This window comes from Pseudomonas sp. JDS08PS003 (genome assembly GCF_045013505.1).
Lineage (GTDB): Bacteria > Pseudomonadota > Gammaproteobacteria > Pseudomonadales > Pseudomonadaceae > Aquipseudomonas > Aquipseudomonas protegens_B.
In genome coordinates this window covers 1,438,815-1,461,931 of sequence record NZ_CP120724.1, presented here as the reverse complement: position 1 = coordinate 1,461,931, position 23,117 = coordinate 1,438,815, and the positions used below count along the sequence as shown (strand labels likewise).

The 23,117-nt window shown below is 59.5% G+C and carries 19 protein-coding genes; 1 reads left to right on the top strand and 18 read right to left on the bottom strand.

Translation table 11 applies throughout. From position 1 onward, the window contains the following. Positions 1-51 precede the first annotated feature (51 nt). Together fghA and P7C00_RS06550 are read right to left on the bottom strand one after the other, a co-directional pair. Positions 52-903: an S-formylglutathione hydrolase gene (gene fghA / locus P7C00_RS06555; RefSeq protein ID WP_346635929.1), complete on the bottom strand. Its 852-nt coding sequence runs from the start codon at positions 901-903 to the stop codon at positions 52-54. Between the two features lie 83 nt (positions 904-986). After that, positions 987-2,099 (bottom strand): S-(hydroxymethyl)glutathione dehydrogenase/class III alcohol dehydrogenase, encoded by a 1,113-nt coding sequence (locus P7C00_RS06550; protein ID WP_404938345.1) that lies wholly within the window; start codon positions 2,097-2,099, stop codon positions 987-989. A gap of 104 nt (positions 2,100-2,203) precedes the next feature. Here P7C00_RS06550 and P7C00_RS06545 point away from each other — a divergent pair, with 104 nt between their 5' ends. Continuing rightward, entirely contained in the window at positions 2,204-3,103 is a 900-nt protein-coding gene (locus P7C00_RS06545; protein ID WP_346635914.1) for a LysR substrate-binding domain-containing protein, read from the top strand. Between the two features lie 12 nt (positions 3,104-3,115). Here the strand turns inward: P7C00_RS06545 and ispD are convergent, their stop codons facing one another. The 16 genes from ispD to rseP all read right to left on the bottom strand — a co-directional run bounded on the left by ispD (position 3,116) and on the right by rseP (position 23,110). Further along, complete coding sequence (ispD, locus tag P7C00_RS06540; RefSeq protein ID WP_346635915.1) at positions 3,116-3,823, bottom strand: 2-C-methyl-D-erythritol 4-phosphate cytidylyltransferase; 708 nt, start codon at positions 3,821-3,823, stop codon at positions 3,116-3,118. Continuing rightward, the gene (gene ftsB / locus P7C00_RS06535; RefSeq protein WP_011059544.1) at positions 3,820-4,098 is read right to left on the bottom strand and encodes a cell division protein FtsB; all 279 of its coding nucleotides are present in this window, start codon (positions 4,096-4,098) and stop codon (positions 3,820-3,822) included. Before ftsB ends, ispD begins: the two co-directional genes overlap by 4 nt. 172 nt (positions 4,099-4,270) lie before the next feature. Beyond that, complete coding sequence (eno, locus tag P7C00_RS06530) at positions 4,271-5,560, bottom strand: phosphopyruvate hydratase (RefSeq protein ID WP_123727664.1); 1,290 nt, start codon at positions 5,558-5,560, stop codon at positions 4,271-4,273. 157 nt (positions 5,561-5,717) lie between these two features. Next, positions 5,718-6,563, bottom strand: a complete 846-nt coding sequence (gene kdsA, locus P7C00_RS06525) for a 3-deoxy-8-phosphooctulonate synthase (protein ID WP_011059542.1) — start codon at positions 6,561-6,563, stop codon at positions 5,718-5,720. 5 nt (positions 6,564-6,568) lie between these two features. Then, positions 6,569-8,200 (bottom strand): CTP synthase, encoded by a 1,632-nt coding sequence (locus P7C00_RS06520; RefSeq protein WP_123727663.1) that lies wholly within the window; start codon positions 8,198-8,200, stop codon positions 6,569-6,571. Positions 8,201-8,474: 274 nt separating this feature from the next. Further along, entirely contained in the window at positions 8,475-9,791 is a 1,317-nt protein-coding gene (gene tilS, locus P7C00_RS06515; protein WP_404938343.1) for a tRNA lysidine(34) synthetase TilS, read from the bottom strand. Positions 9,792-9,906: 115 nt separating this feature from the next. Beyond that, positions 9,907-10,854, bottom strand: coding sequence for an acetyl-CoA carboxylase carboxyltransferase subunit alpha (locus P7C00_RS06510; protein WP_015634338.1), 948 nt, complete (start codon positions 10,852-10,854; stop codon positions 9,907-9,909). A gap of 139 nt (positions 10,855-10,993) precedes the next feature. Next, positions 10,994-14,515: a DNA polymerase III subunit alpha gene (gene dnaE, locus P7C00_RS06505; RefSeq protein WP_404938341.1), complete on the bottom strand. Its 3,522-nt coding sequence runs from the start codon at positions 14,513-14,515 to the stop codon at positions 10,994-10,996. A gap of 69 nt (positions 14,516-14,584) precedes the next feature. Further along, complete coding sequence (gene rnhB / locus P7C00_RS06500) at positions 14,585-15,217, bottom strand: ribonuclease HII (RefSeq protein WP_102861377.1); 633 nt, start codon at positions 15,215-15,217, stop codon at positions 14,585-14,587. Positions 15,218-15,228: 11 nt separating this feature from the next. Beyond that, on the bottom strand, positions 15,229-16,359 hold the full coding sequence (gene lpxB, locus P7C00_RS06495; RefSeq protein ID WP_404938339.1) for a lipid-A-disaccharide synthase: 1,131 nt from the start codon (positions 16,357-16,359) through the stop codon (positions 15,229-15,231). 2 nt (positions 16,360-16,361) lie between these two features. Beyond that, positions 16,362-17,138 carry an acyl-ACP--UDP-N-acetylglucosamine O-acyltransferase gene (lpxA, locus tag P7C00_RS06490; RefSeq protein ID WP_346635918.1) on the bottom strand — a complete coding sequence of 259 codons (777 nt, stop codon included), beginning with the start codon at positions 17,136-17,138 and terminating at the stop codon, positions 16,362-16,364. Continuing rightward, the gene (gene fabZ, locus P7C00_RS06485; RefSeq protein WP_007924058.1) at positions 17,135-17,575 is read right to left on the bottom strand and encodes a 3-hydroxyacyl-ACP dehydratase FabZ; all 441 of its coding nucleotides are present in this window, start codon (positions 17,573-17,575) and stop codon (positions 17,135-17,137) included. The genes lpxA and fabZ overlap by 4 nt, the downstream gene beginning before the upstream one ends. A gap of 109 nt (positions 17,576-17,684) precedes the next feature. Further along, positions 17,685-18,740 carry a UDP-3-O-(3-hydroxymyristoyl)glucosamine N-acyltransferase gene (gene lpxD, locus P7C00_RS06480; RefSeq protein ID WP_346635919.1) on the bottom strand — a complete coding sequence of 352 codons (1,056 nt, stop codon included), beginning with the start codon at positions 18,738-18,740 and terminating at the stop codon, positions 17,685-17,687. A gap of 3 nt (positions 18,741-18,743) precedes the next feature. Next, complete coding sequence (locus P7C00_RS06475; RefSeq protein ID WP_102861373.1) at positions 18,744-19,247, bottom strand: OmpH family outer membrane protein; 504 nt, start codon at positions 19,245-19,247, stop codon at positions 18,744-18,746. Between the two features lie 45 nt (positions 19,248-19,292). Continuing rightward, the gene (gene bamA / locus P7C00_RS06470) at positions 19,293-21,683 is read right to left on the bottom strand and encodes an outer membrane protein assembly factor BamA (RefSeq protein WP_346635920.1); all 2,391 of its coding nucleotides are present in this window, start codon (positions 21,681-21,683) and stop codon (positions 19,293-19,295) included. Positions 21,684-21,757: 74 nt separating this feature from the next. Then, positions 21,758-23,110 (bottom strand): sigma E protease regulator RseP, encoded by a 1,353-nt coding sequence (rseP, locus tag P7C00_RS06465; protein ID WP_404938337.1) that lies wholly within the window; start codon positions 23,108-23,110, stop codon positions 21,758-21,760. Between the last annotated feature and the right edge of the window lie 7 nt (positions 23,111-23,117).

Below are 23,117 nucleotides of genomic sequence, written 5' to 3'. Positions count from 1 at the left end.
AAAAAACGCCCCGAAAAAGTCAGGGCGTGATTCTACCTGCTTTGGCAGGCATTAGGCGTTAAGAGCACGTGCATGGTGCTGCAAGTGGTCGTCTATGAAGCTGGCGATGAAAAAGTAGCTATGGTCGTAACCCGGTTGCAAACGCAACGTCAGTTCATGACCGGCATTCTTTGCCGCCTGCTGTAACACTTCGGGCTTGAGTTGGGTCGCAAGGAAGTCATCACGATCCCCTTGGTCCACCAGCAACGCAAGCTTCTCCCCGGCATCTGCAAGCAGCACGCTCGCGTCCCATTCGCGCCATCGAGAGCGCTCCTCTCCCAGATATCGGGAAAAGGCTTTCTGCCCCCAAGGACAATCCATGGGATTACTGATGGGAGCGAAAGCCGACACCGACTGATAACGACCAGGATTACGCAGTGCACAGACCAATGCCCCGTGCCCGCCCATGGAGTGCCCGCTGATACCGCGTTTTTGCGACGCAGGAAAGTGTGCTTCCACCAACGCTGGCAACTCGTCCACCACATAGTCATGCATGCGGTAGTGCTGAGCCCAGGGCTCCTGGGTGGCATTCAGGTAGAAGCCCGCTCCCAGGCCGAAGTCCCAGGCGCCCTCCGGATCGCCAGGGACGCCGGCCCCACGAGGGCTGGTGTCGGGAGCGACGATAATCAGCCCGAGTTCCGCAGCCATGCGCTGGGCACCGGCCTTGTGCATGAAGTTCTCGTCGGTGCAGGTCAGGCCGGACAGCCAATACAGCACTGGCAGCTTGCCGCCCTGTTCGGCCTGCGGCGGCAGGTACACAGCGAACACCATGTCGCAGCCCAACACCTGAGAATGATGTTTGTACCGTTTGTGCCAGCCGCCGAAGCTCTTCTGGCAGGAAAGGTTTTCCAGACTCATGGCAATCTCCCCAGCCACAAGCCGCACGCTTCGAGCCACAAACAGGTGCTTCCCGTTTGCCGCTTGTCACTCACGGCTTGCCGCTGCTTTTAGAAATGAATGACGGAACGAATGCTCTTGCCTTCGTGCATCAAGTCGAATGCCTTGTTGATGTCTTCCAGACCCATGGTGTGGGTAATGAAGGTATCTAGAGGGATCTCGCCGGTCTGGGACATTTCCACGTAGCTTGGCAGCTCGCTGCGGCCACGCACGCCACCGAATGCCGAACCGCGCCAGACGCGGCCGGTCACCAGTTGGAAGGGACGGGTCGAAATTTCCTGGCCGGCACCGGCCACACCGATGATCACCGATTCGCCCCAGCCTTTGTGGCAGCACTCAAGCGCGGCGCGCATGAGTTGTACGTTGCCGATGCATTCGAAGGAAAAATCCACGCCGCCGTCAGTCATGTCGACGATGACCTCCTGGATCGGACGGTCGAAATCCTTCGGATTGACGCAGTCGGTGGCGCCCAATTGCTTGGCGATCTCGAACTTGGCCGGGTTGATATCGATGGCAATGATGCGCCCAGCCTTGGCTTTGACCGCACCAATCACCGCCGACAGGCCGATACCGCCCAGGCCAAAGATAGCCACGGTGTCACCAGCCTTGACCTTGGCGGTGTTGATCACCGCACCGATACCGGTGGTTACGCCGCAACCCAGCAGGCAGACCTTCTCCAGAGGCGCTTCCTTGGGGATCTTGGCCACGGAAATTTCCGGCAGCACGGTGTACTCGGAGAACGTCGAAGTACCCATGTAGTGGAAAATAGGCTGGCCCTTGTAGGAAAAACGGCTAGTGCCATCAGGCATCAGGCCTTTGCCCTGGGTAGCGCGAATTGCCTGACAGAGGTTGGTCTTGCCAGAAAGACAGAATTTGCACTTGCCACATTCCGGGGTGTACAGCGGGATCACATGATCACCGACGGCGACCGAGGTCACACCCTCGCCCACCGCCTCCACCACTGCACCACCTTCATGGCCGAGAATCGCCGGAAAGATGCCTTCCGGGTCAGCACCGGACAAGGTGTAGGCATCGGTATGGCAGACGCCGGAAGCAACCACCCGCAGCAGTACCTCGCCAGCCTTGGGCATGGCGACATCCACTTCGACGATTTCCAGGGGCTTCTTGGCCTCGAAGGCTACGGCAGCACGTGACTTGATCATCCTGACTCTCCAGCGAATAAAAACGAGGAGGTGAGTGTAAAACAGCGCAATGCGATGAATAATCCAGGTAAAAGCAAAACATTATTGCCGTACAGGGATAATCAATGAGTGAAAACCGTTGGGAAGGCATCGACGAGTTTGTTGCAGTAGCCGAATGCAGCCAGTTCACCGCCGCTGCCGAGCGCCTGGGAGTGTCCTCCTCCCATATCAGCCGTCAGGTGGTGCGCCTCGAAGAGCGCCTGCAGACGCGTCTGCTGTATCGCAGTACCCGCCGAGTCACCCTGACCGAGGCCGGACAGACCTTTCTCCAGCATTGCCAACGCCTGCAGGACGGCCGCGAAGAAGCGCTGCGGGCCGTAGGGGACCTGGCCAGCGAGCCCAAGGGCATGCTGCGCATGACCTGCGCCGTGGCCTATGGCGAGCGTTTTATCGTGCCGCTGGTGACCCGTTTCATGGGGCTTTACCCGCAATTACGGGTGGACATCGAGTTGAGCAACCGCCCTCTGGATCTGGTGCACGAAGGACTCGACCTGGCCATTCGGCTCGGGCGGCTGCAGGACTCACGCCTGGTGGCCACTCGCTTGGCACCGCGACGCATGTACCTGTGCGCCTCGCCCTCCTATCTGGAGCGCTACGGGCGCCCCCATAGCCTGTCGGAACTGAGCCGTCATAATTGCCTGATCGGCAGTTCGGATATCTGGCAATTGGAGCTGGATGGGCGCGAGTTCTCACAGCGGGTACAGGGCAACTGGCGCTGCAACAGCGGTCAAGCCGTACTGGATGCGGCCTTGCAAGGCGTCGGACTGTGCCAACTGCCGGACTACTACGTTCTGGAGCACCTGCAGAACGGCACCTTGATCTCCCTGCTGGAAGCCCATCAGCCGCCCAATACCGCGGTCTGGGCCCTGTATCCGCAGCAACGGCACCTGTCGCCAAAAGTGCGCAAGTTGGTGGATTATCTAAAGCAAGGCCTGGCCGAACGCCCGGAATACCGGGGCCTGTAGCCACAGTACGGATCAGCGCCGATTGGACCAGCGCTGACGCAGCCACTCCAGGTCTTCGGGACGAGTGACCTTGAGGTTGTCGGAGCGCCCTTCGATCAGGCGTGGTGCCTGGCCGGCCCATTCCATTGCCGATGCTTCATCGGTGATGGCTACATCCGCTACCAGGCTGTCGGCCAGGGCGCGATGCAAGGCGCCAAGGCGGAACATCTGCGGTGTGTAGGCCTGCCAGATCAGACTGCGGTCCACGGTTTCCAGCACCCGTCCGTGCTTGTCGATCCGCTTCAGGGTGTCACGGGCCGGCACCGCCAGCAGGCCGCCTACAGGATCGTCCGCCAGCTCGCCCAGCAGCTTGTCCAAGTCATCGCGAGACAGGTTCGGTCGTGCGGCATCGTGGACCAGAACCCAATCCTCATCGGCCGCGCCCTGAGCATGCAGATGAAGCAAGGCATTGAGTACCGACCCGGAACGCTCGGCGCCACCTTCGACCCGCTGAATCCGCGAGTCATGGGCACAGGCCAGGGCTGGCCAGTAAGGATCGTCAAGCGCCAGGCTGACCACCAGCCCCTTGAGGCCAGGATGGTCGAGGAAACAGCCGAGGCTGTGTTCGAGAATAGTGCGTCCGCCCAATTGCAAGTATTGCTTGGGACGGTCCGCGGCCATACGGGCACCGACGCCCGCGGCAGGAATCACGGCCCAGAAGGCCGGCAATCTATCGCTCATTGGGCCAACTGGTAGAGGGTTTCACCCTCCTTGACCATGCCCAACTCATGGCGAGCCCGTTCTTCAACGGTCTCCATGCCCTTCTTCAACTCCATGACTTCCGCATCGAGTACGCGATTTCGCTCCAGCAAACGCTCGTTTTCAGCGTGCTGGTCGGCAATCTGCTGAGTCAGGTCAGCTACCTGGGCCAAGCTGCCATTCCCCACCCACAGGCGGTACTGCAAGCCAGCCAGCAGCAAGAGCAAGACCAGGAACAACCAATTGGGACTGCGCATCGAATATCGGGTATCCAGTGAAAAAAGACAGCCATGCCAACAACTTCGAACCTACTGATAGCACGAAGCCTGGAAGACCCAGGCTTGTACTCTTAAGGCATCAGATTAGTGGCAAAAAACTCGCTGTAGCGATTTTCCCGACACAATCCGGTGTCTTTTTACCATCTACGGCTTAGCCGCGAAACTCGCTGCGACCGTTGTACTTGGCCTTGCCATTCAATTGCTCTTCGATACGCAGCAATTGGTTGTACTTGGATACGCGGTCGGAACGGCACAGGGAGCCGGTCTTGATCTGGCCAGCCGAGGTGCCCACAGCCAGGTCGGCGATGGTCGAATCTTCGGTTTCACCGGAGCGGTGGGAGATCACGGCAGTGTAACCGGCAGCCTTGGCCATCTGGATGGCTTCCAGGGTTTCGGTCAGGGTGCCGATCTGGTTGAACTTGATCAGGATCGAGTTGGCGATCTTCTTGTCGATGCCTTCTTTCAGGATCTTGGTGTTGGTCACGAACAGGTCGTCACCCACCAGTTGCACTTTCTCGCCGATCTTGTCGGTAAGGATTTTCCAGCCAGCCCAGTCGGACTCGTCCAGGCCATCTTCGATGGAGATGATCGGGTAGCGCTGAGTCAGACCTTTCAGGTACTCGGCGAAACCTTCGGCGGTGAACACCTGGCCTTCGCCGGACAGGTTGTATTTACCGTCTTCGTAGAACTCGCTGGCGGCGCAGTCCAGGGCCAGGGTCACGTCAGTGCCCAGAGTGTAACCGGCGTTGGCCACGGCTTCGGAGATGACTTTCAGCGCGTCTTCGTTGGAAGCCAGGTTGGGTGCGAAACCACCTTCATCGCCCACAGCGGTGTTCAGGCCACGGGCCTTCAGCACGGCTTTGAGGTGATGGAAAATCTCGGTGCCCATGCGCAGACCTTCCGAGAAGGACTTGGCGCCGACCGGCTGCACCATGAACTCCTGGATGTCGACGTTGTTATCAGCGTGCTCGCCACCGTTGATGATGTTCATCATCGGAACCGGCATCGAGTAGACGCCTGGGGTGCCATTGAGGTTGGCGATGTGAGCATACAGGGGCAGGTCCTGGTCCTGAGCGGCAGCCTTGGCAGCGGCCAGGGACACGGCGAGGATCGCGTTGGCGCCCAGGGTGGCCTTGTTCTCAGTACCGTCGAGCTTGATCATCGCCTGATCCAGCGCCTTCTGGTCGATCGGGTCTTTACCCAGCAACAGGTCGCGGATCGGACCGTTGATGTTGGCTACCGCCTTGAGCACACCCTTGCCCAGGTAACGGCTCTTGTCGCCATCACGCAGCTCCAGCGCTTCGCGCGAGCCGGTGGAAGCACCGGACGGCGCGCAAGCACTGCCGATGATGCCGTTATCGAGAAGCACGTCCGCTTCGACGGTGGGATTGCCACGGGAGTCGAGAACTTCACGACCTTTGATGTCGACGATTTTTGCCATTGTTGTAAACACTCCAAAGTTGACGAAAACGCTGAGTACCGCTCGATTTATAACTTGTGGGTCAAATTGCATTCTTGTAGGAGCCGGCTTGCCAGCGAACGGGTCCGCGAGGACACCTTCGCCGGCAAGCCGGCTCCTACAGAGGAAGTCGCCGGTTTTACGCGGTTTCTACCGTGGGGAAACTCTTGACCAGTTCGTCCAGAGCCTTGAGCTGAGCCAGGAACGGCTCGAGCTTGTCCAGACGCAGAGCGCAAGGGCCGTCGCACTTGGCGTTGTCCGGATCCGGGTGGGCTTCCAGGAACAGGCCAGCCAGGGACTGGCTCATGCCGGCCTTGGCCAGGTCAGTGACCTGGGCCCGGCGACCGCCAGCAGAATCGGCGCGACCGCCCGGCATTTGCAGGGCATGGGTCACGTCGAAGAATACCGGGTATTCGAACTGCTTCATGATGCCGAAGCCGAGCATGTCCACCACCAGGTTGTTGTAACCGAAGCTGGAACCGCGCTCGCAGAGGATCAACTGATCATTACCCGCCTCTTCGCACTTGCTCAGGATGTGTTTCATTTCCTGAGGCGCGAGGAACTGGGCCTTCTTGATGTTGATCACCGCGCCGGTCTTGGCCATGGCCACCACCAGGTCGGTCTGCCGCGAGAGAAACGCCGGCAGTTGGATGATGTCGCAGACTTCGGCGACCACCGCGGCCTGGGCCGGCTCGTGGACGTCGGTGATAATCGGCACGCCAAAGGCCTGCTTCACATCTTCGAAAATCCGCATGCCCTCTTCCAGGCCGGGGCCACGGTAAGAGGTCACCGACGAACGGTTGGCCTTGTCGAAACTGGCCTTGAACACGTAAGGAATACCGAGCTTCTCGGTAACCCGTACGTACTCTTCACAGACCTGCATCGCCATGTCGCGGCTTTCCAGCACGTTCATACCGCCGAACAGCACCATCGGCTTGTCGTTGGCGATCTCGATGTTGCCTACGCGGATGATCTTCTGCGCCATCAGGTTCAAGCCTTCTTCTGGTGTTGAGCCAATGCAGCTTTGACGAAACCGCTGAACAATGGGTGACCGTCACGTGGCGTCGAGGTGAACTCAGGGTGGAACTGGCAAGCGACGAACCATGGATGATCCGCAGCCTCGACCACTTCAACCAGCGCGCCGTCGCCGGAGCGACCGGAAATCTTCAGGCCCGCCTCGATCAGTTGCGGCAACAGCTTGTTGTTCACTTCATAACGGTGACGGTGACGTTCGATGATCACGTCCTTGGCGTAGCAGTCGTGGACCTTGGAGCCCGGCTCCAGAAGGCAGTCCTGAGCGCCCAGGCGCATGGTGCCGCCCAGGTCGGAAGCTTCAGTACGCACTTCGACGGCGCCGGTGGCGTCTTCCCACTCGGTGATCAGGCCGACCACTGGATGACCGCTGGTGCGATCGAACTCGGTGGAGTTGGCATCTTTCCAACCCATGACGTTACGGGCGAACTCAATAACCGCCACTTGCATGCCCAGGCAGATACCCAGGTACGGCACCTTGTTCTCGCGAGCGTATTGCACGGCGGTGATCTTGCCTTCCACGCCACGCAGACCGAAGCCGCCAGGAACCAGGATCGCGTCGACGCCTTCCAGCAGCGCGGTCCCCTGGTTCTCGATGTCTTCGGAATCGATGTAGCGCAGGTTGACCTTGGTGCGGTTGGTGATGCCGGCGTGACTCATCGCTTCGATCAGCGACTTATAGGCGTCCAGCAGCTCCATGTACTTGCCGACCATGGCGATGGTGACTTCGTGTTCAGGGTTGAGCTTGGCGTCCACCACCTTTTCCCACTCGGACAGATCGGCGCCGTTGCATTGCAGGCCGAAACGCTCGACGACGAAATCGTCCAGACCCTGAGCGTGCAGCACGGCTGGGATCTTGTAGATGGTGTCGACGTCTTCCAGGGAGATCACCGCACGCTCTTCAACGTTGGTGAACAAGGCAATCTTGCGACGCGAGGACACATCCACCGGATGGTCGGAGCGGCAGATCAGCACGTCAGGCTGCAGACCGATGGAGCGCAGTTCCTTCACCGAGTGCTGGGTCGGCTTGGTCTTGGTCTCGCCAGCGGTGGCGATGTACGGAACCAGGGTCAGGTGCATCAGCATCGCGCGCTTGGAGCCGACTTCGACCCGCAGTTGGCGGATAGCTTCGAGGAACGGTTGCGACTCGATGTCGCCCACGGTACCGCCGATTTCCACCAGGGCCACGTCGGCATCGCCAGCGCCCTTGATGATGCGACGCTTGATCTCGTCGGTGATGTGCGGAATCACCTGGATGGTGGCGCCCAGGTAATCACCACGGCGTTCCTTGCGCAGCACGTGCTCGTACACGCGGCCGGTGGTGAAGTTGTTGTTCTGGGTCATGGTCGTGCGGATGAACCGCTCGTAGTGGCCCAGGTCCAGGTCGGTCTCGGCGCCGTCGTGGGTGACGAACACTTCACCGTGCTGGAACGGGCTCATGGTGCCCGGGTCGACGTTGATGTACGGGTCCAGCTTGAGCATGGTGACCTTAAGCCCCCGCGCCTCCAGGATGGCCGCCAATGAAGCCGAGGCAATGCCTTTCCCCAATGAAGAAACAACACCGCCCGTGACGAATATGTAGCGCGTCATGAAAAACCCTAGAAGTCTGCGTTAAAGCGGTCAGTGCCGCCGGGGAAAGCGAAGGAAGGCCGAAGCCCCCGATCACCTGCATTAATCACAGTGCACCTTTCAAAAAAACCGCCGCGTGGTGACAGACCGGATGCAAAAACACCGGTAGGTTGCTCGCTACACATTTTTTGGAATCGCCCAGCAAAGACTGCTTGGTAATCGGCAACTCCTGCAATTCAGGCGAATCCACAGAAGTTGTATCAAGAAGGGAGCGTAGTCTACCGGAAAGCCCCTTTCAGCTCAAACCTTGATCGCTAGTCAGTGGTCGCCAATGCAATTGCCAGCCTGCCTGGGGCTTTGCGCCGGGCTCCGGCAAGTTTGCCAGCGTCAGCAGCCGCTCATCCTGATACAGCAGCGGCAATCTGCCACGGACGAAGCTTGGTAGTCCGGCTTCATTGAGCAGACGCTTCAGGTCACGATGACCACGTCCTGCCACCTGCATGACTTCCCCACCCTGCCGGTAACGGATGTGCAACGGACCCCGTGGCGCCGGTCCGACGAAAAACACCTGGCCATTGTCCGGCAACTGCAACGGGCTCCCCGGGTCCGGCCATTCGACCCCACTCTTAACCGGCTGCAACCAGGCGCCGGACAGCCACCAGATCCGCCCTCCCGCGCGATGCACTTCGCCATCGGCCAGACGCCATTGCGGGCGCGCCTCGGCGCTGGCATCCCGCAGGTTCTCCCAGCCGGTCCAATGATCGGTATCCGGCAAACGGCCAAGTTTGCTCAACCAGTGGCTCAAGGCATTGCGCTGCCGGGCCGGGGACAACTGCTGCAGAGGAGCAAGGGCCAGTGACGGCAAGTCCAGCCAGGGAAAGTCGCTTTCCACCTCGGCTGTCGCCAGATCCATCATCGCCAACTCATCGAGCAGGCCCTGCGCTTCTCTCAGGTGGCCGGCGCTGCGACTCATGCTGGTCGCGGCCTGAGGCCAGCGAGCAAGCAGCGACGGCATCACCTGATGCCGCAGGTAATTGCGCGAATATTGATGATCGGCATTTGAAGGGTCCTGGACCCAGCTCAGGCAATGCTCAGCGGCATAACGTTCAAGTTCGGCACGGGATACGCCAAGCAAAGGCCGCAGCAGGTGCCCTGCGCCCAAAGGTCGGCTTTCCGGCATTGCCGACAGCCCCCTGACGCCGGCACCGCGCAACAGTCGAAACAACAGGGTTTCGGCCTGATCGTCACGATGCTGCGCCATCAGCAGCAACTCGTTGGCAGCGTTCAAGCGCTCGAACGCCCCATAACGTGCCTCCCGGGCGGCCCCTTCGAGACTGGCACCGGCCTTTACCTGGACATGAATCACCTGCAACGGCACACCCAGAGCATCGCAGACCGCCCGACAGTGGGCCGGCCAAGCATCCGCCGCCGTTTGCAGCCCGTGATGAACGTGCACAGCCGTGAGCCGTGGAAGGCGATGTTGTTGCGCCAAATCGACAAGAAGATGCAGCAGGACGGTGGAGTCAAGCCCACCGGAGAAGGCGATACGCCAATGGGCGGCTTCACGCCAGGGCGCCAGGCTTTTTAGAAGTTTGGCGGAGAGAGAATTCATTGAGCTTCAAGCCCTGTAGGAGCATGTGCGCGAGAAAGGACGACGCCGCAATCTTAACGACTGCGGCGCCTGGGTCGCGAGCAAGCGTACCCCTACAAGGGGGAGCAGCGCTCGATCAGAGACCGTAGCTCATCAGGCGGTCATAACGACGAGCCAACAGGGTGTCGTTGTCCATTTCCTTGAGCATTGCCAGCTGCGAGCTGAGTTCGGCACGGATCGAGGCAGCCGCGGCGGCTGGATCACGATGGGCGCCGCCCAATGGCTCGCCGATGACCTTGTCGACAATCCCCAGGCCTTTCAGGCGCTCGGCGGTGATGCCCATTGCTTCGGCGGCATCAGCGGCCTTTTCCGAGGTTTTCCACAGGATCGAGGCACAGCCTTCCGGCGAGATCACCGCGTAAGTGGAGTACTGCAGCATGTTCAGTTGGTCGCAAACGCCAATGGCCAAGGCACCGCCAGAACCACCTTCACCGATCACGGTGGCGATGATCGGAGTCTTCAGGCGCGCCATGACTCGCAGGTTCCAGGCAATGGCTTCGCTCTGGTTGCGCTCTTCAGCGTCGATACCCGGATAAGCGCCCGGGGTGTCGATGAAGGTCAGGATCGGCATCTTGAAGCGCTCGGCCATTTCCATCAGGCGGCAGGCCTTGCGGTAGCCTTCCGGACGCGGCATGCCGAAGTTGCGGCGGACCTTCTCGCGCACTTCGCGGCCCTTTTGGTGACCGATGATCATCACCGGCTGCTCGTCCAGGCGAGCTACGCCGCCGACGATCGCGGCGTCGTCAGAGAAGTGGCGATCGCCATGCAGCTCGTCGAACTCGGTGAAGATGTGCTGGATGTAATCCAGGGTGTACGGACGACGCGGGTGCCGCGCCAGACGTGCGATCTGCCAGCTGGTGAGCTTGCCGAAGATGTCTTCGGTCAGGGTATTGCTCTTGTCCTGCAGGCGGGAAATCTCATCGCCGATATTCAGCGAATTGTCATTACCGACCAAGCGCAACTCTTCGATCTTGGCTTGCAGGTCGGCGATCGGCTGTTCGAAATCAAGAAAATTCGGGTTCATAGGCGTCCGTCTGGGCTCGACGTCCAAGGGGGCTTGGGCCGGCCGGTTGTCTATTCGCGCCCTACCTTAAGGGACGGACGCGTTGAGGTCGAGATTAAAAATTCAAGTGACGATGAGGCGCAATGATGGCACCTCACCGTCAACGGTATTGGAGGAAGACGTTGTCTCGCCCGAACTGGTCACGCAGGGCTTGAATCAAGCTGTCTGCCGGGTCGATCCGCCAGTTCTCGCCAAACTGCAGCAAGGCCTTGGCATCGTTACGGGTGTACTCCATGGTAATCGGGCACGCACCGCGGTGGCGCTTGAACAAGTCCCCCAGCCAGCGTAGCTGATCGCCCTTGAGGGCATCAGTATGAACTTTCAGGCGCAGACTTTCCGCCAGGTTGGTCCGCGCATCCTCCATGCTCATTACCCGCTTGACCCGCAGGCGCAGGCCGCCGGAGAAGTCATCGTTGCTGACCTCGCCCTCCACTACCACCATGGCGTCGGTCTGCAACAGCGACTGCGCCGAGTGGAAAGCGTCGGCAAACAAGGAGGCCTCGATCCGTCCCGAACGGTCGTCGAGGGTGATGAAACCCATCTTGTCGCCCTTTTTGTTCTTCATCACCCGCAGGGCAATGATCATGCCCGCCACCGTCTGGGTATCCCGGGCCGGTTTCAGGTCAATGATGCGCTGACGGGCGAAGCGGCGGATCTCGCCTTCATATTCATCGATCGGGTGCCCGGTCAGGTACAGGCCGAGGGTATCTTTCTCACCCTTCAGGCGCTCCTTGAGGGTCAGTTCCTTGGCCTTGCGATGATTGGCATAAACATCGGCGTCTTCCTCGACAAACACACCACCGAACAGGTCGGAGTGGCCACTGTCGTGGGTACGGGCAGTTTGCTCCGCCGCCTTGATCGCCTCTTCCATGGCTGCCAGCAACACCGCGCGGTTCTGGTCGATGTTGGCCTGATACGCCTTGGGCTCATCGAAGAAATGCGGGCCAAGACGGTCCAGAGCACCACTGCGAATCAGACCATCCAGGGTACGTTTATTAATGCGTTTGAGGTCGACTCGGGCGCAGAAATCAAACAGATCCTTGAAGGGACCTCCCTCACGGGCTTCGGTGATAGCTTCCACCGGTCCCTCGCCCACGCCCTTGATCGCGCCCAGGCCATACACGATGCGACCTTCATCGTTCACCGTGAACTTGAACTCGGAAGTGTTCACGTCTGGCGCATCGAGGCGCAGCTTCATGGTCCGCACTTCCTCGATCAAGGTCACGACCTTGTCGGTGTTGTGCATATCCGCAGACAGTACCGCCGCCATGAATGGCGCCGGGTAGTGAGCCTTGAGCCAGGCGGTCTGGTAGGACACCAGGCCGTAGGCGGCGGAGTGAGATTTGTTGAAACCGTAACCGGCGAACTTTTCCACCAGGTCGAAGATGTTGCCCGCGAGGTCGGCATCGATGTTGTTGCTGGCGCAACCCTCAATGAAACCGCCACGCTGCTTGGCCATTTCCTCGGGTTTTTTCTTACCCATGGCTCGACGCAGCATGTCCGCACCGCCGAGGGTATAACCGGCCATGACCTGGGCGATCTGCATCACCTGTTCCTGGTACAGGATAATGCCGTAGGTCGGCGCCAATACCGGCTGCAGGCCGTCGTACTGATAGTCCGGGTGCGGATAGGCCAGCTCGGCGCGCCCGTGTTTACGGTTGATGAAGTCATCCACCATGCCCGATTGCAGCGGCCCCGGACGGAACAGGGCCACCAGTGCGATCAGGTCTTCCAGACAGTCGGGCTTGAGCTTCTTGATCAGCTCCTTCATGCCCCGGGATTCAAGCTGGAACACCGCGGTGGTTTCAGCTTTCTGCAACAGGCTATAGGTCGGCTTGTCGTCCAGCGGGATAAAGGCGATATCCAGCGGTTCCTCGCCGACCTTGGCGCGGTCGCGGTTAATGGTTTTCAGTGCCCAGTCGATGATGGTCAGGGTTCGCAGACCGAGGAAGTCGAACTTCACCAGGCCAGCAGCCTCGACGTCATCCTTGTCGAACTGGGTAACCAGGCCGCCGCCCTCTTCATCGCAATAGATCGGCGAGAAGTCAGTGAGTTTGGTCGGAGCAATTACCACACCACCGGCGTGTTTACCGACGTTACGCACCACGCCCTCAAGCTTGCGCGCCATCTCCCAGATTTCCGCCGCTTCTTCATCGACCTTGATGAAGTCCCGCAGGATCTCTTCCTGCTCGTAGGCTTTTTCCAGGGTCATGCCGACTTCGAAGGGAATCATCTTCGACAGACGGTCGGCCAGGCCGTAGGACTTGCCCTGAACCCGCGCCACGTCGCGCACCACCGCCTTGGCCGCCATGGAACCGAAGGTGATGATCTGGCTTACCGCATTGCGACCGTACTTTTCGGCCACGTAGTCGATCACCCGGTCGCGACCGTCCATGCAGAAGTCGACGTCGAAGTCGGGCATGGAAACCCGTTCCGGGTTAAGGAAACGTTCGAACAGCAGGTCGTATTCCAACGGGTCCAGGTCGGTGATCTTCTGCACGTAGGCCACCAGGGAGCCGGCACCCGACCCCCGGCCAGGGCCTACCGGAACGCCGTTGCTCTTGGCCCACTGGATAAAGTCCATAACGATCAGGAAGTAACCGGGGAACCCCATCTGGATGATGATATCCAGCTCGAAATTCAACCGGTCGACGTAGACCTGGCGCTTGGCTTCGTAGTCTTCGGTGGTGTCCCTGGGCAGCAGCACACTAAGGCGCTCGTCCAGGCCGTCGAAGGAAACCTTACGGAAGTACTCATCGATGGTCATGCCATCGGGAATGGGATAGTCGGGCAGGAAGTGCTTGCCCAGCTTGACCTCGATATTGCAGCGCTTGGCGATCTCAACCGTGTTTTCCAGCGCCTCGGGCAGGTCGCTGAACAGCTCGGCCATTTCCTCGGCGCTCTTGAGGTACTGCTGGTCGCTGTAATTCTTCGAGCGACGCGGATCGTCCAGGGCCCGACCTTCACCGATGCAGACTCGGGTTTCGTGGGCTTCGAAGTCTTCCTGCTTGATAAAGCGCACATCGTTGGTGGCCACCAGCGGCGCACCGATCTTGTCTGCCAGGGCCACCGCGGCGTGCAGTTGCTCTTCGTCATTGGGCCGATTGGTACGTTGCACTTCGAGGTAGAAACGGTCCGGGAAGACTGCCATCCACTCCCGAGCCAGGGTTTCAGCGACCTCAAGGTCACCGGCGATGAGGGCCATGCCGATCTCGCCCTCCTTGGCCGCCGAGAGCATGATCAGGCCTTCTGCGGCCTCCGCCACCCACTCACGCTCGATGATGATCTGGCCGTTGCGCTGACCATCGATAAAGCCGCGGGAAATCAGTTCGGTGAGGTTGCGATAACCCATGGCGTTCATCACCAGCAGACTGATGCGACTCAGGGGGTTATCCGGGTCCTTGTTCGACAACCACAGGTCGGCACCGCAGATCGGCTTGATCCCGGCGCCCATGCTGTTTTTGTAGAACTTGACCAGAGAGCACATGTTGTTCTGGTCGGTGACCGCCACCGCAGGCATGCCCATGCCGGTGAGGGCCTTGACCAGCGGCTTGATCCGCACCAGACCGTCGACCAGGGAGTATTCAGTGTGCAGGCGCAGGTGAACGAATGAAGCCGGCATAGTGATCCTGTAATAAGCGCGAAAACAACAAGGCCCGGATTGTACCGGGCCCCGACTAAAACATCAGCCTCAGGACTGAATCTCGCCCTGCGCCTCACGGGCTTCATAAGCTTGCCGCACAGGGGCGAAGGAACGCCGGTGAATCGGCGTCGGCCCCAGGCGGGCCAGGGCTTCCAGATGCACCGGCGTCGGATAACCCTTGTGGCCACCAATACCGTAACCCGGGTAGATCAGCTCGAAAGCGGCCATTTCCCGGTCGCGGCTGACCTTGGCCAGAATCGACGCTGCAGCGATCGCCGGAACCTTGCTATCGCCCTTGACCACCGCTTCGGCCGGCATCGCCAGCTTCGGGCAACGGTTGCCATCGATCATCGCCAGCTTCGGCGTCACGCTCAGGCCCTCCACCGCTCGCTGCATCGCCAGCATGGTGGCATGGAGGATGTTCAGTTCGTCGATCTCTTCGACTTCAGCCCGAGCAATACACCAGCTCAGGGCCTTTTCGCAGATTTCGTCGAACAGCTTCTCGCGGCGGGCCTCAGTGAGCTTCTTCGAGTCGTTGAGGCCGAGAATCGGCCGTTGTGGATCAAGAATCACCGCAGCAGTGACAACCGCCCCGCACAAGGGGCCACGGCCGACTTCGTCGACACCGGCCACCAGGTCCTCGGCATCCGCCACCAGGGTGAAATCCAGGCCCATCTGCATCTTTGAATTACTCACAGGGTTTTGCCGATCAGCCCAAGCACCGCTTGTGCGGCCTGGTTGGACGCATCACGGCGCAAGGTTCGGTGGATCTCGTCAAAGCCGCGGGTCTGCTCTTCACCGCCATCGATCAGCGGCGACAGCGTCTGAGCCAGGGCCTCGGCAGTGGCGTCGTCCTGCAGCAACTCAGGCACCAGCAAACGCTGAGCCAGCAAGTTCGGCAAGGAAATATACGGACTCTTGACCATGCGCTTGAGAATCCAGAAGGTCAGCGGCGCCAGGCGATAGGCCACTACCATAGGACGTTTGTAGAGCAAGGCTTCCAGAGTCGCGGTACCGGAGGCGATCAACACCGCATCACAAGCGGCCAGGGCCTTGTGGGACTGACCATCGAGCAAGGTCAGCGGCAGGTCACGACTGGCCAGCAACTCTTCCAGCTGGACCCGACGTTCCGCGCTGGCACACGGCATGATGAAGCGCACACCGGGGCGCATGGCTCGCAACCGCTGGGCGGCATCGAGGAACAAGGCACCCAGGCGCCCTACTTCGCCGCCACGGCTGCCGGGCATCAAGGCCACCAGCGGACCATCAGGCAAGCCCAGCTCCACACGCGCTGCAGCGCGATCGGCTTGCAGCGGAATGGCATCGGCCAGCGAGTGGCCGACAAACTTCACCGGTACGCCCTTCTCTTCATAGAAGCGGGCCTCGAAGGGAAACAGGGTCAGCATCAGATCGCAGCCTTCGCGAATCTTCAGTACCCGTTTCTGCCGCCAGGCCCAGACCGACGGGCTGACGTAGTGCACCGTCTTGATCCCGGCCTGACGCAGCTTGAGTTCGATATTCAGGGTGAAATCCGGGGCATCGATACCGATGAACACATCCGGCTTTTCAGCGATCAGGGTCTGGATCAGCTTCTTGCGCCGAGCCAACAGTTCACGCAGGCGCCCGAGAACCTCCACCAGCCCCATGACCGCCAGGCGCTCCATGGGAAAGTAGGAAGTGAGGCCTTCGGCCTCCATCAGCGGACCGCCGACGCCCATGAATTCGACAGCCGGGTGCTGAGCCTTGAGGGCCCGCATCAAACCGGCGCCGAGAATGTCGCCGGAGGCTTCGCCAGCCACCAGCGCAATACGCAGAGTGTTCATGATTAACGGGTGATGCCGCGAGTCGAAGACTGGATCGAGTCACGAAAGACCGCGACTTCGGGGAACTGTACAGCTGGCTCGGCCAGCTCGGCCAAGGCCTGCTCCACCGTCAGCCCTTGACGATAGACCGTCTTGTAGGCGCGACGCAGTGCATGGATTGCATCTTCGCTGAAGCCACGACGGCGCATGCCTTCGAAGTTCATGCTGCGGGCTTCGGCAGGGTTGCCGAACACCGTGACGAATGCCGGCACATCCTTGCCTATGGCCGTGCCCATGCCGGAGAAGCTGTGGGCGCCGATATGGCAGTACTGATGCACCAGGGTGAAGCCGGAGAGAATCGCCCAGTCATCCACGTGCACATGCCCGGCCAACGCAGTGTTGTTGACCAGGATGCAGTGGTTGCCAATGACACTGTCATGGCCAATGTGGGCATACGCCATGATCAGGTTGTGATCGCCCAGGGTGGTTTCGGCACGGTCCTGGACAGTGCCACGGTGAATGGTCACGCCTTCGCGGATCACATTGTGGTCACCGATAACCAGGCGGGTTTCCTCGCCCTTGTACTTGAGATCAGGCGTGTCCTCACCTACCGAGGAAAACTGGTAGATGCGGTTGTGCTTACCGATCCGGGTAGGGCCCTTGAGAATCACATGGGGCCCGATCACTGTACCCTCGCCGATTTCCACACCAGCGCCGACGATCGACCACGGGCCAACCTCAACGTCGTCGGCCAGGACGGCCGTCGGATCGATGATTGCGCGAGGGTCAATCAAACTCATAGTTTGCGTTCCGCACAGATGATTTCAGCGGAGCAGACAGGCTTGCCGTCTACCGACGCCTGGCACTCGAACTTCCAGATCTGGCGCTTGCAGCTGATGAACTTGGCTTCAAGAATCAGCTGGTCACCCGGCAGCACAGGCTGACGGAAACGCAGCTTGTCGGAGCCGACGAAGTAATAAAGGGTGCCGTCGGCTGGCTTCACGTCGAGCATCTTGAAACCGAGAATGCCCGCAGCCTGCGCCATGGCCTCGATAATCAGCACGCCCGGCATGATCGGATGCGCTGGGAAGTGACCATTGAAGAATGGTTCGTTGATGCTGACATTCTTGTAGGCACGAATGCACTTGCCCTCGACATCCAGATCCACTACCCGATCCACCAACAGGAAAGGGTAACGGTGAGGCAAGTATTCGCGAATCTCGTTGATGTCCATCATTTCGGGGGGAAGCCTGTAGTAAAGAGTGGGAGCGCGCGACTAACGCACGCCCCTCTAGCAAATCAAGGAGGCAGTCTAGCGGCTGTGCACACTTGATATGGAAATGGTATCAGCCATCTGATGAAGCATTGCCGTCAGGGGTCACGTCCCCAACGCGCTTTTCCAACTGGCGCAAACGCCGCGCAAGGTCATCGAGCTGACGGATGCGTGCCGCGCTTTTGCGCCACTCGGCAGCAGGTTGCATGGCCGTACCGGAAGAGTAAGCGCCCGGCTCGGTAATCGAGTGGGTCACCATGGTCATTCCAGTGAGGAATACGTTGTCACAAATCTCGATGTGCCCTACCAGGCCCACACCGCCGGCGAGCATACAGTGCTTGCCGATCTTGGTGCTGCCGGAAATTCCCACACAAGCAGCCATGGCAGTGTGATCACCGACCTGGACGTTGTGGGCAATCTGAATCTGGTTATCCAGCTTCACGCCGTTACCGATGACGGTATCTGCCAGGGCGCCGCGGTCAATCGCCGTATTGACGCCGATTTCCACATCGTCACCGATGGTCACACCGCCAATCTGCGCGATCTTCTGCCAGATGCCTTTCTCATTGGCGAAGCCGAAGCCTTCACCGCCGAGCACCGCACCCGACTGGATGACTACCCGCTTGCCGATACGCACGTCGTGGTACAGGGTCACCCGCGGGGCCAGCCAGCCGCCTTCGCCGATTTCGCAGCGGGCACCGATAAAGCAGTGGGCACCGATGGTCACTCCGGCCGCAATCCGCACACCGCTCTCGATCACTGCAAACGGGCCAACGCTGGCCGCCGGGTCCACCAGTGCATCGGCGGCAATCACCGCAGACGGATGAATACCCACTGGCGCCTTGGGCTTGGGATCGAACAGATGGGAAATACGGGCGTAGGACAGATAAGGATCGGCCACCACCAATGCATCGCCGGCATAAGCCTCGGCATCAGCGGCCTTCAGCAATACCGCGCCGGCCTGGCAGTCCACCAGGTACTTGCGATATTGCGGATTTGCCAAAAAGCTCAACTGAGCTGGGCCAGCCTCCTGCAAGGTGGCTAGCCCAGTGATTTCCTTCTCCGGGTCACCACTCAGGGTGGCGCCGAGGAACTCGGCCAACTGGCCGAGTTTTATGGTCGCGGTCATGGCTTACTTCAGCTGATTCATGCGCTCGATAACCTGGCGGGTGATGTCGTACTGAGGCTTGACATCGATCACTGCGCCACGCTCGAAAACCAGGTCGAAAGCACCTTTCTTGATGACTTCTTCAACGGCGCTGTCCAGCTTCGGCTTCAGTTGCTTGAGCATTTCACGGTCAGCAACAGCCTTGGCTTCGTTCAGCTCCTTGGACTGGAACTGGAAATCCCGAGCCTTTTGCTTGAACTCGAGCTCCAGACGCTCACGCTCGCCTTGCTGCATTTTGTCGCCACCGGCAACCAGGCGGTCCTGAATCCCCTTGGCACTGCTTTCCAGGGTTTTCAGCTTGGTCAGTTGCGGACCGAATTTCTTCTCGGCATCCACTGCGTACTTCTTGGCCGCATCGGATTCCAGCAGCGCCATCTGATAGTTCAGAACAGCGATTTTCATTTCGGCGAATGCCGGGCTCGCGACCAGTACGGAGGCCAGGAGAACCAATTGAGTCAACTTACGCACGATGCACCCCTACAAAATCCATTGTCGTTATCTTGGGTCAAGCTCTTAGAAAGTCTGACCGAGAGAGAATTGGAACACCTGAGTTTCAGCGTCATCCGGTTTCTTGATCGGCATCGCCAGGGCAAAGCTCAATGGCCCCAGAGCAGTGACCCAAGTCACACCAACACCCACCGAACTGGCCAGATTGCTCAGGCTGATATCGTTGCACTGCGTTTTCACATTCGACGCCGCAATGGTGTTGGACGTGCTTTCACAGCGAGAGTTGAAGACGTTACCCACATCCCAGAACAAGGAGGTACGCAGCGAGCGTTGATCCTTGACGAAAGGCAGTGGGAACAGCAACTCGGCACCACCCTGGATCAATACGTTACCGCCGAATGGCAGTGGATCCTGATCCGGGTCAGCAGCTGTACCGACGTTACCCGTGACTTTCGCACCACGACTCGGAGTACTGCGCGGACCCAACGTACTGTCCTTGAAGCCACGTACCGAGTTGAAACCACCAGCATAGTAGTTCTCGTAGAACGGCAAGCCCTTGGTATCACCAAAGCCGTCGCCATAACCCAGTTCGGTATGGAAGCGCATGGTGTAGTTCTCACTCAGCGGAGTGAACAACTGGCCACGGTAGTCGAGCTTGAAGAACGACAGATCGCTACCTGGAGTAGTGGTTTCCAGAACCAGGCTTTGCGAGTGACCACGAGTGGCCAGTACACCTTTGTTCAGAGTCGACTCGGACCAGCCGGCCGACGCCTTGAAGTTGAGGTAGCTGTCGCCCTGCTTGTTCACGAAATCGAAAATTTCGTCGACGGTGTACAGGCCGGTCTTGATCTTGTCCTGCTGCGCAGTCAGGCCGAAGGTCAGACGCGAAGTCTCACTGATCGGATAGCCCACGCTGACGCCAGCACCGAGGCTGTCCACCGCATAGCTGGCCACGTCGACATCGAGGTCTTTGTAGTCAGTGGTGCGATAGAAGGCGTTGTAACCCAGGCTCACGCCATCGGCGGTCCAGTAGGGGTCAACGTAGCCGAAGTTGTAGCGACTCTGGTATTCACTGCGGGTCAGGCCAATGCTGACCTTGTTACCGGTACCCAGGAAGTTGTTCTGGGTGATCGAACCACCGAGGATCAGACCGGCGCTCTGGGCAAAACCAACGCTGGCGGTGATCGAACCGGAAGCCTGCTCTTCAACCGCGTAGTTCACATCAACCTGGTCATCAACACCCGGTACAGCCGGGGTCTCGACGTTGACTTCCTTGAAGAAGCCCAGACGCTCAAGACGGGTCTTGGATTGGTCAATCAGGTAGGTCGAAGCCCAGCCGCCTTCCATCTGGCGCATCTCACGACGCAGCACTTCGTCTTCGGACTTGGTATTGCCGCGGAAGTTGATGCGATTGACGTAGGCACGCTTGCCCGGGTCCACCACAAAGGTGATGTCCACGGTGTGGTCTTCATCATGAGGCTGAGGCACGCCGTTGACGTTGGCGAAGGTGTAGCCCTCGTTACCCAGACGACGAGTGATCAGTTCGGAAGTGGTGGTCATCAGCTTGCGCGAGAACACCTGGCCCTTCTCCACCAGCAACAGCGCCTTGACTTGATCTTCAGGGACTTTCAGGTCACCGCTGAGCTTCACGTCACGAACGCTGTATTTTTCGCCTTCGTTGACGTTGACGGTGATGTAGACGTGCTTCTTGTCCGGAGTGATGGACACCTGGGTCGAAGCGATATCCATGTTGATATAGCCACGATCCAGATAGTAGGAACGCAGACGCTCCAGGTCACCGGAGAGTTTTTCACGGGCGTACTTGTCGTCGTTCTTGAAGAACGACAGCCAGTTGGTGGTCTTGAGTTCGAACAGGCCGATCAGGTCCTCATCGGGGAAGACGGTGTTGCCTACCACGTTGATGTGCTGGATGGCTGCGACTGTGCCTTCGTTGATCTTGACCTTCAGGCCAACCCGGTTACGTGGCTGCGGCACGACTTCGGTTTCAACGGTGGCCGAGTAACGGCCCTGAGCGACATATTGACGCTGCAGCTCGTTACGCACGCCTTCAAGGGTCGCACGCTGGAAGATTTCACCTTCCGCCAGGCCGGACTGCTTGAGTCCTTTCATCAGGTCGTCAGTAGAGATCGCCTTGTTGCCTTCGATCTCGATACTGGCAACCGACGGCCGTTCGACTACCGTGATGACCAGGACGTTGCCATCGCGGCCCAGCTGAATGTCTTGAAAGAAGCCGGTTTTGAACAGCGCACGAGTGGATTCCACCAGGCGACGGTCGTCCGCCTGCTCGCCGACGTTCAACGGCAAGGCACCAAAGACGCTACCCGCGGAAACGCGCTGAAGGCCGTTGACGCGGATATCGGAGATAGTGAAGGACTCGGCGTGAACTTCGGCGATCATCAATACGGTGAGAACCGCAGTTAGCAGCAGACGTTTCATGAAGTCCTTTCTTATTCCAACTGGCAATAAACAAACTGCCGCAAAATGCGGCAGATTCGCAATTCAGCGAAGCGTTACAGACGACCCAGATCGTTGACCAGAGCAAGCAGCATGACTCCGACCACCAAGCTGATACCGATCTGTATCCCCCAACCTTGCACCCGATCCGACAAGGGACGACCACGCGCCCACTCGATCAGATAAAACAACAAATGCCCACCATCCAGTACCGGGATGGGCAACAAATTCAGAACACCCAGGCTAATACTCAGATAAGCAAGGAAATTCAAGAAATCAGCAATGCCCGACTGGGCAGAAGCGCCCGCCACTTTAGCAATGGTTATCGGTCCACTCAAGTTTTTTACCGAGAGCTCGCCGAACAACATTTTCTTCAGTGATTCGAGGGTCAGGACGCTCATGGTCCAGGTCCGTCGGGCCCCTTCGCCAATCGCCTCCAGCGGGCCGTAACTGACCTCGCGAAGCATCTCCGCTGGCCAGTCGACAGCTTTCACCCCTGCCCCCAGGTAGCCATTGGGTGCTTTGCTTTCGCCGCGGCTGGCCAAGGTCACGGGGACGTCGATTTGAGCACCATCGCGCTCGACATGCAGCACAATTTTCGTATCAGGGTGCACACGGACCCAATCAACCACTTGCTGCCAGTCATTGAGCGATTGCCCATTCAGCGCCAGCAGACGATCGCCGGTTTTCAGGCCGGCAGCCTGGGCCGGGCCTTTCGGATCGAGTTCAGCCAGCACCGGTGGCAGCGCCGGGCGCCATGGGCGAATCCCCAGAGAGCGGATCGGGTCCGGCTCGTCGGCGCCCTTGAGCCACTTGTCCAGCATCAATTGACGAGGAGAATCAACCGTCGCACCCTGCTCGCGCACCTGCACCTGCAGCGTTCCACTTTCACCAAGACGGCGCACCAACTGCAGATTCACCGCCGCCCAGCCGGAAGTCGGCTCACCATCGATGGCAACGATTTCCTCGCCGGCACTGAGCCCAGCCTTGGCGGCGATACTGCCCGCCTCAACATCGCCGATGACTGGTCGTACCTGCTGGCTGCCCAGCATCGCCAGGGCCCAGAAGAACACCAGAGCGAGGAGGAAGTTGGCGATCGGGCCAGCGGCAACAATAGCGATACGCTGGCGTACGGACTTGCGATTGAAGGACTGGTCGAGCTCATCGAGGGCCACTTCGCCTTCACGCTCGTCGAGCATTTTCACATAGCCACCCAGAGGGATGGCGGCGATCACAAATTCGGTACCGCGGCGATCGTGCCAGCGCAGCAACGGCATGCCAAAGCCCACGGAGAAACGCAGCACCTTGACGCCACAGCGACGCGCGACCCAGAAGTGACCGAATTCGTGGAAGGTGACCAGCACACCCAGGGCTACCAGGGTGCCGACAATCATATAGAGCGCGCTCATCTACTTT

What these genes read in the sequence shown, in the direction of transcription:
- rnhB (WP_102861377.1), bottom strand. Translation starts at nt 15,217, where the DNA reads ATGCAGATGGGCCTGGATTTCACCCTGGTGGCGGATGCCGAGGACCTG.
- P7C00_RS06510 (WP_015634338.1), bottom strand. Translation starts at nt 10,854, where the DNA reads ATGAACCCGAATTTTCTTGATTTCGAACAGCCGATCGCCGACCTGCAA.
- dnaE (WP_404938341.1), bottom strand. Translation starts at nt 14,515, where the DNA reads ATGCCGGCTTCATTCGTTCACCTGCGCCTGCACACTGAATACTCCCTG.
- P7C00_RS06550 (WP_404938345.1), bottom strand. Translation starts at nt 2,099, where the DNA reads ATGATCAAGTCACGTGCTGCCGTAGCCTTCGAGGCCAAGAAGCCCCTG.
- lpxB (WP_404938339.1), bottom strand. Translation starts at nt 16,359, where the DNA reads ATGAACACTCTGCGTATTGCGCTGGTGGCTGGCGAAGCCTCCGGCGAC.
- lpxD (WP_346635919.1), bottom strand. Translation starts at nt 18,740, where the DNA reads ATGACCGCGACCATAAAACTCGGCCAGTTGGCCGAGTTCCTCGGCGCC.
- ftsB (WP_011059544.1), bottom strand. Translation starts at nt 4,098, where the DNA reads ATGCGCAGTCCCAATTGGTTGTTCCTGGTCTTGCTCTTGCTGCTGGCT.
- rseP (WP_404938337.1), bottom strand. Translation starts at nt 23,110, where the DNA reads ATGAGCGCGCTCTATATGATTGTCGGCACCCTGGTAGCCCTGGGTGTG.
- tilS (WP_404938343.1), bottom strand. Translation starts at nt 9,791, where the DNA reads ATGAATTCTCTCTCCGCCAAACTTCTAAAAAGCCTGGCGCCCTGGCGT.
- eno (WP_123727664.1), bottom strand. Translation starts at nt 5,560, where the DNA reads ATGGCAAAAATCGTCGACATCAAAGGTCGTGAAGTTCTCGACTCCCGT.
- lpxA (WP_346635918.1), bottom strand. Translation starts at nt 17,138, where the DNA reads ATGAGTTTGATTGACCCTCGCGCAATCATCGATCCGACGGCCGTCCTG.
- P7C00_RS06520 (WP_123727663.1), bottom strand. Translation starts at nt 8,200, where the DNA reads ATGACGCGCTACATATTCGTCACGGGCGGTGTTGTTTCTTCATTGGGG.
- bamA (WP_346635920.1), bottom strand. Translation starts at nt 21,683, where the DNA reads ATGAAACGTCTGCTGCTAACTGCGGTTCTCACCGTATTGATGATCGCC.
- P7C00_RS06545 (WP_346635914.1), top strand. Translation starts at nt 2,204, where the DNA reads ATGAGTGAAAACCGTTGGGAAGGCATCGACGAGTTTGTTGCAGTAGCC.
- fabZ (WP_007924058.1), bottom strand. Translation starts at nt 17,575, where the DNA reads ATGATGGACATCAACGAGATTCGCGAATACTTGCCTCACCGTTACCCT.
- kdsA (WP_011059542.1), bottom strand. Translation starts at nt 6,563, where the DNA reads ATGGCGCAGAAGATCATCCGCGTAGGCAACATCGAGATCGCCAACGAC.
- ispD (WP_346635915.1), bottom strand. Translation starts at nt 3,823, where the DNA reads ATGAGCGATAGATTGCCGGCCTTCTGGGCCGTGATTCCTGCCGCGGGC.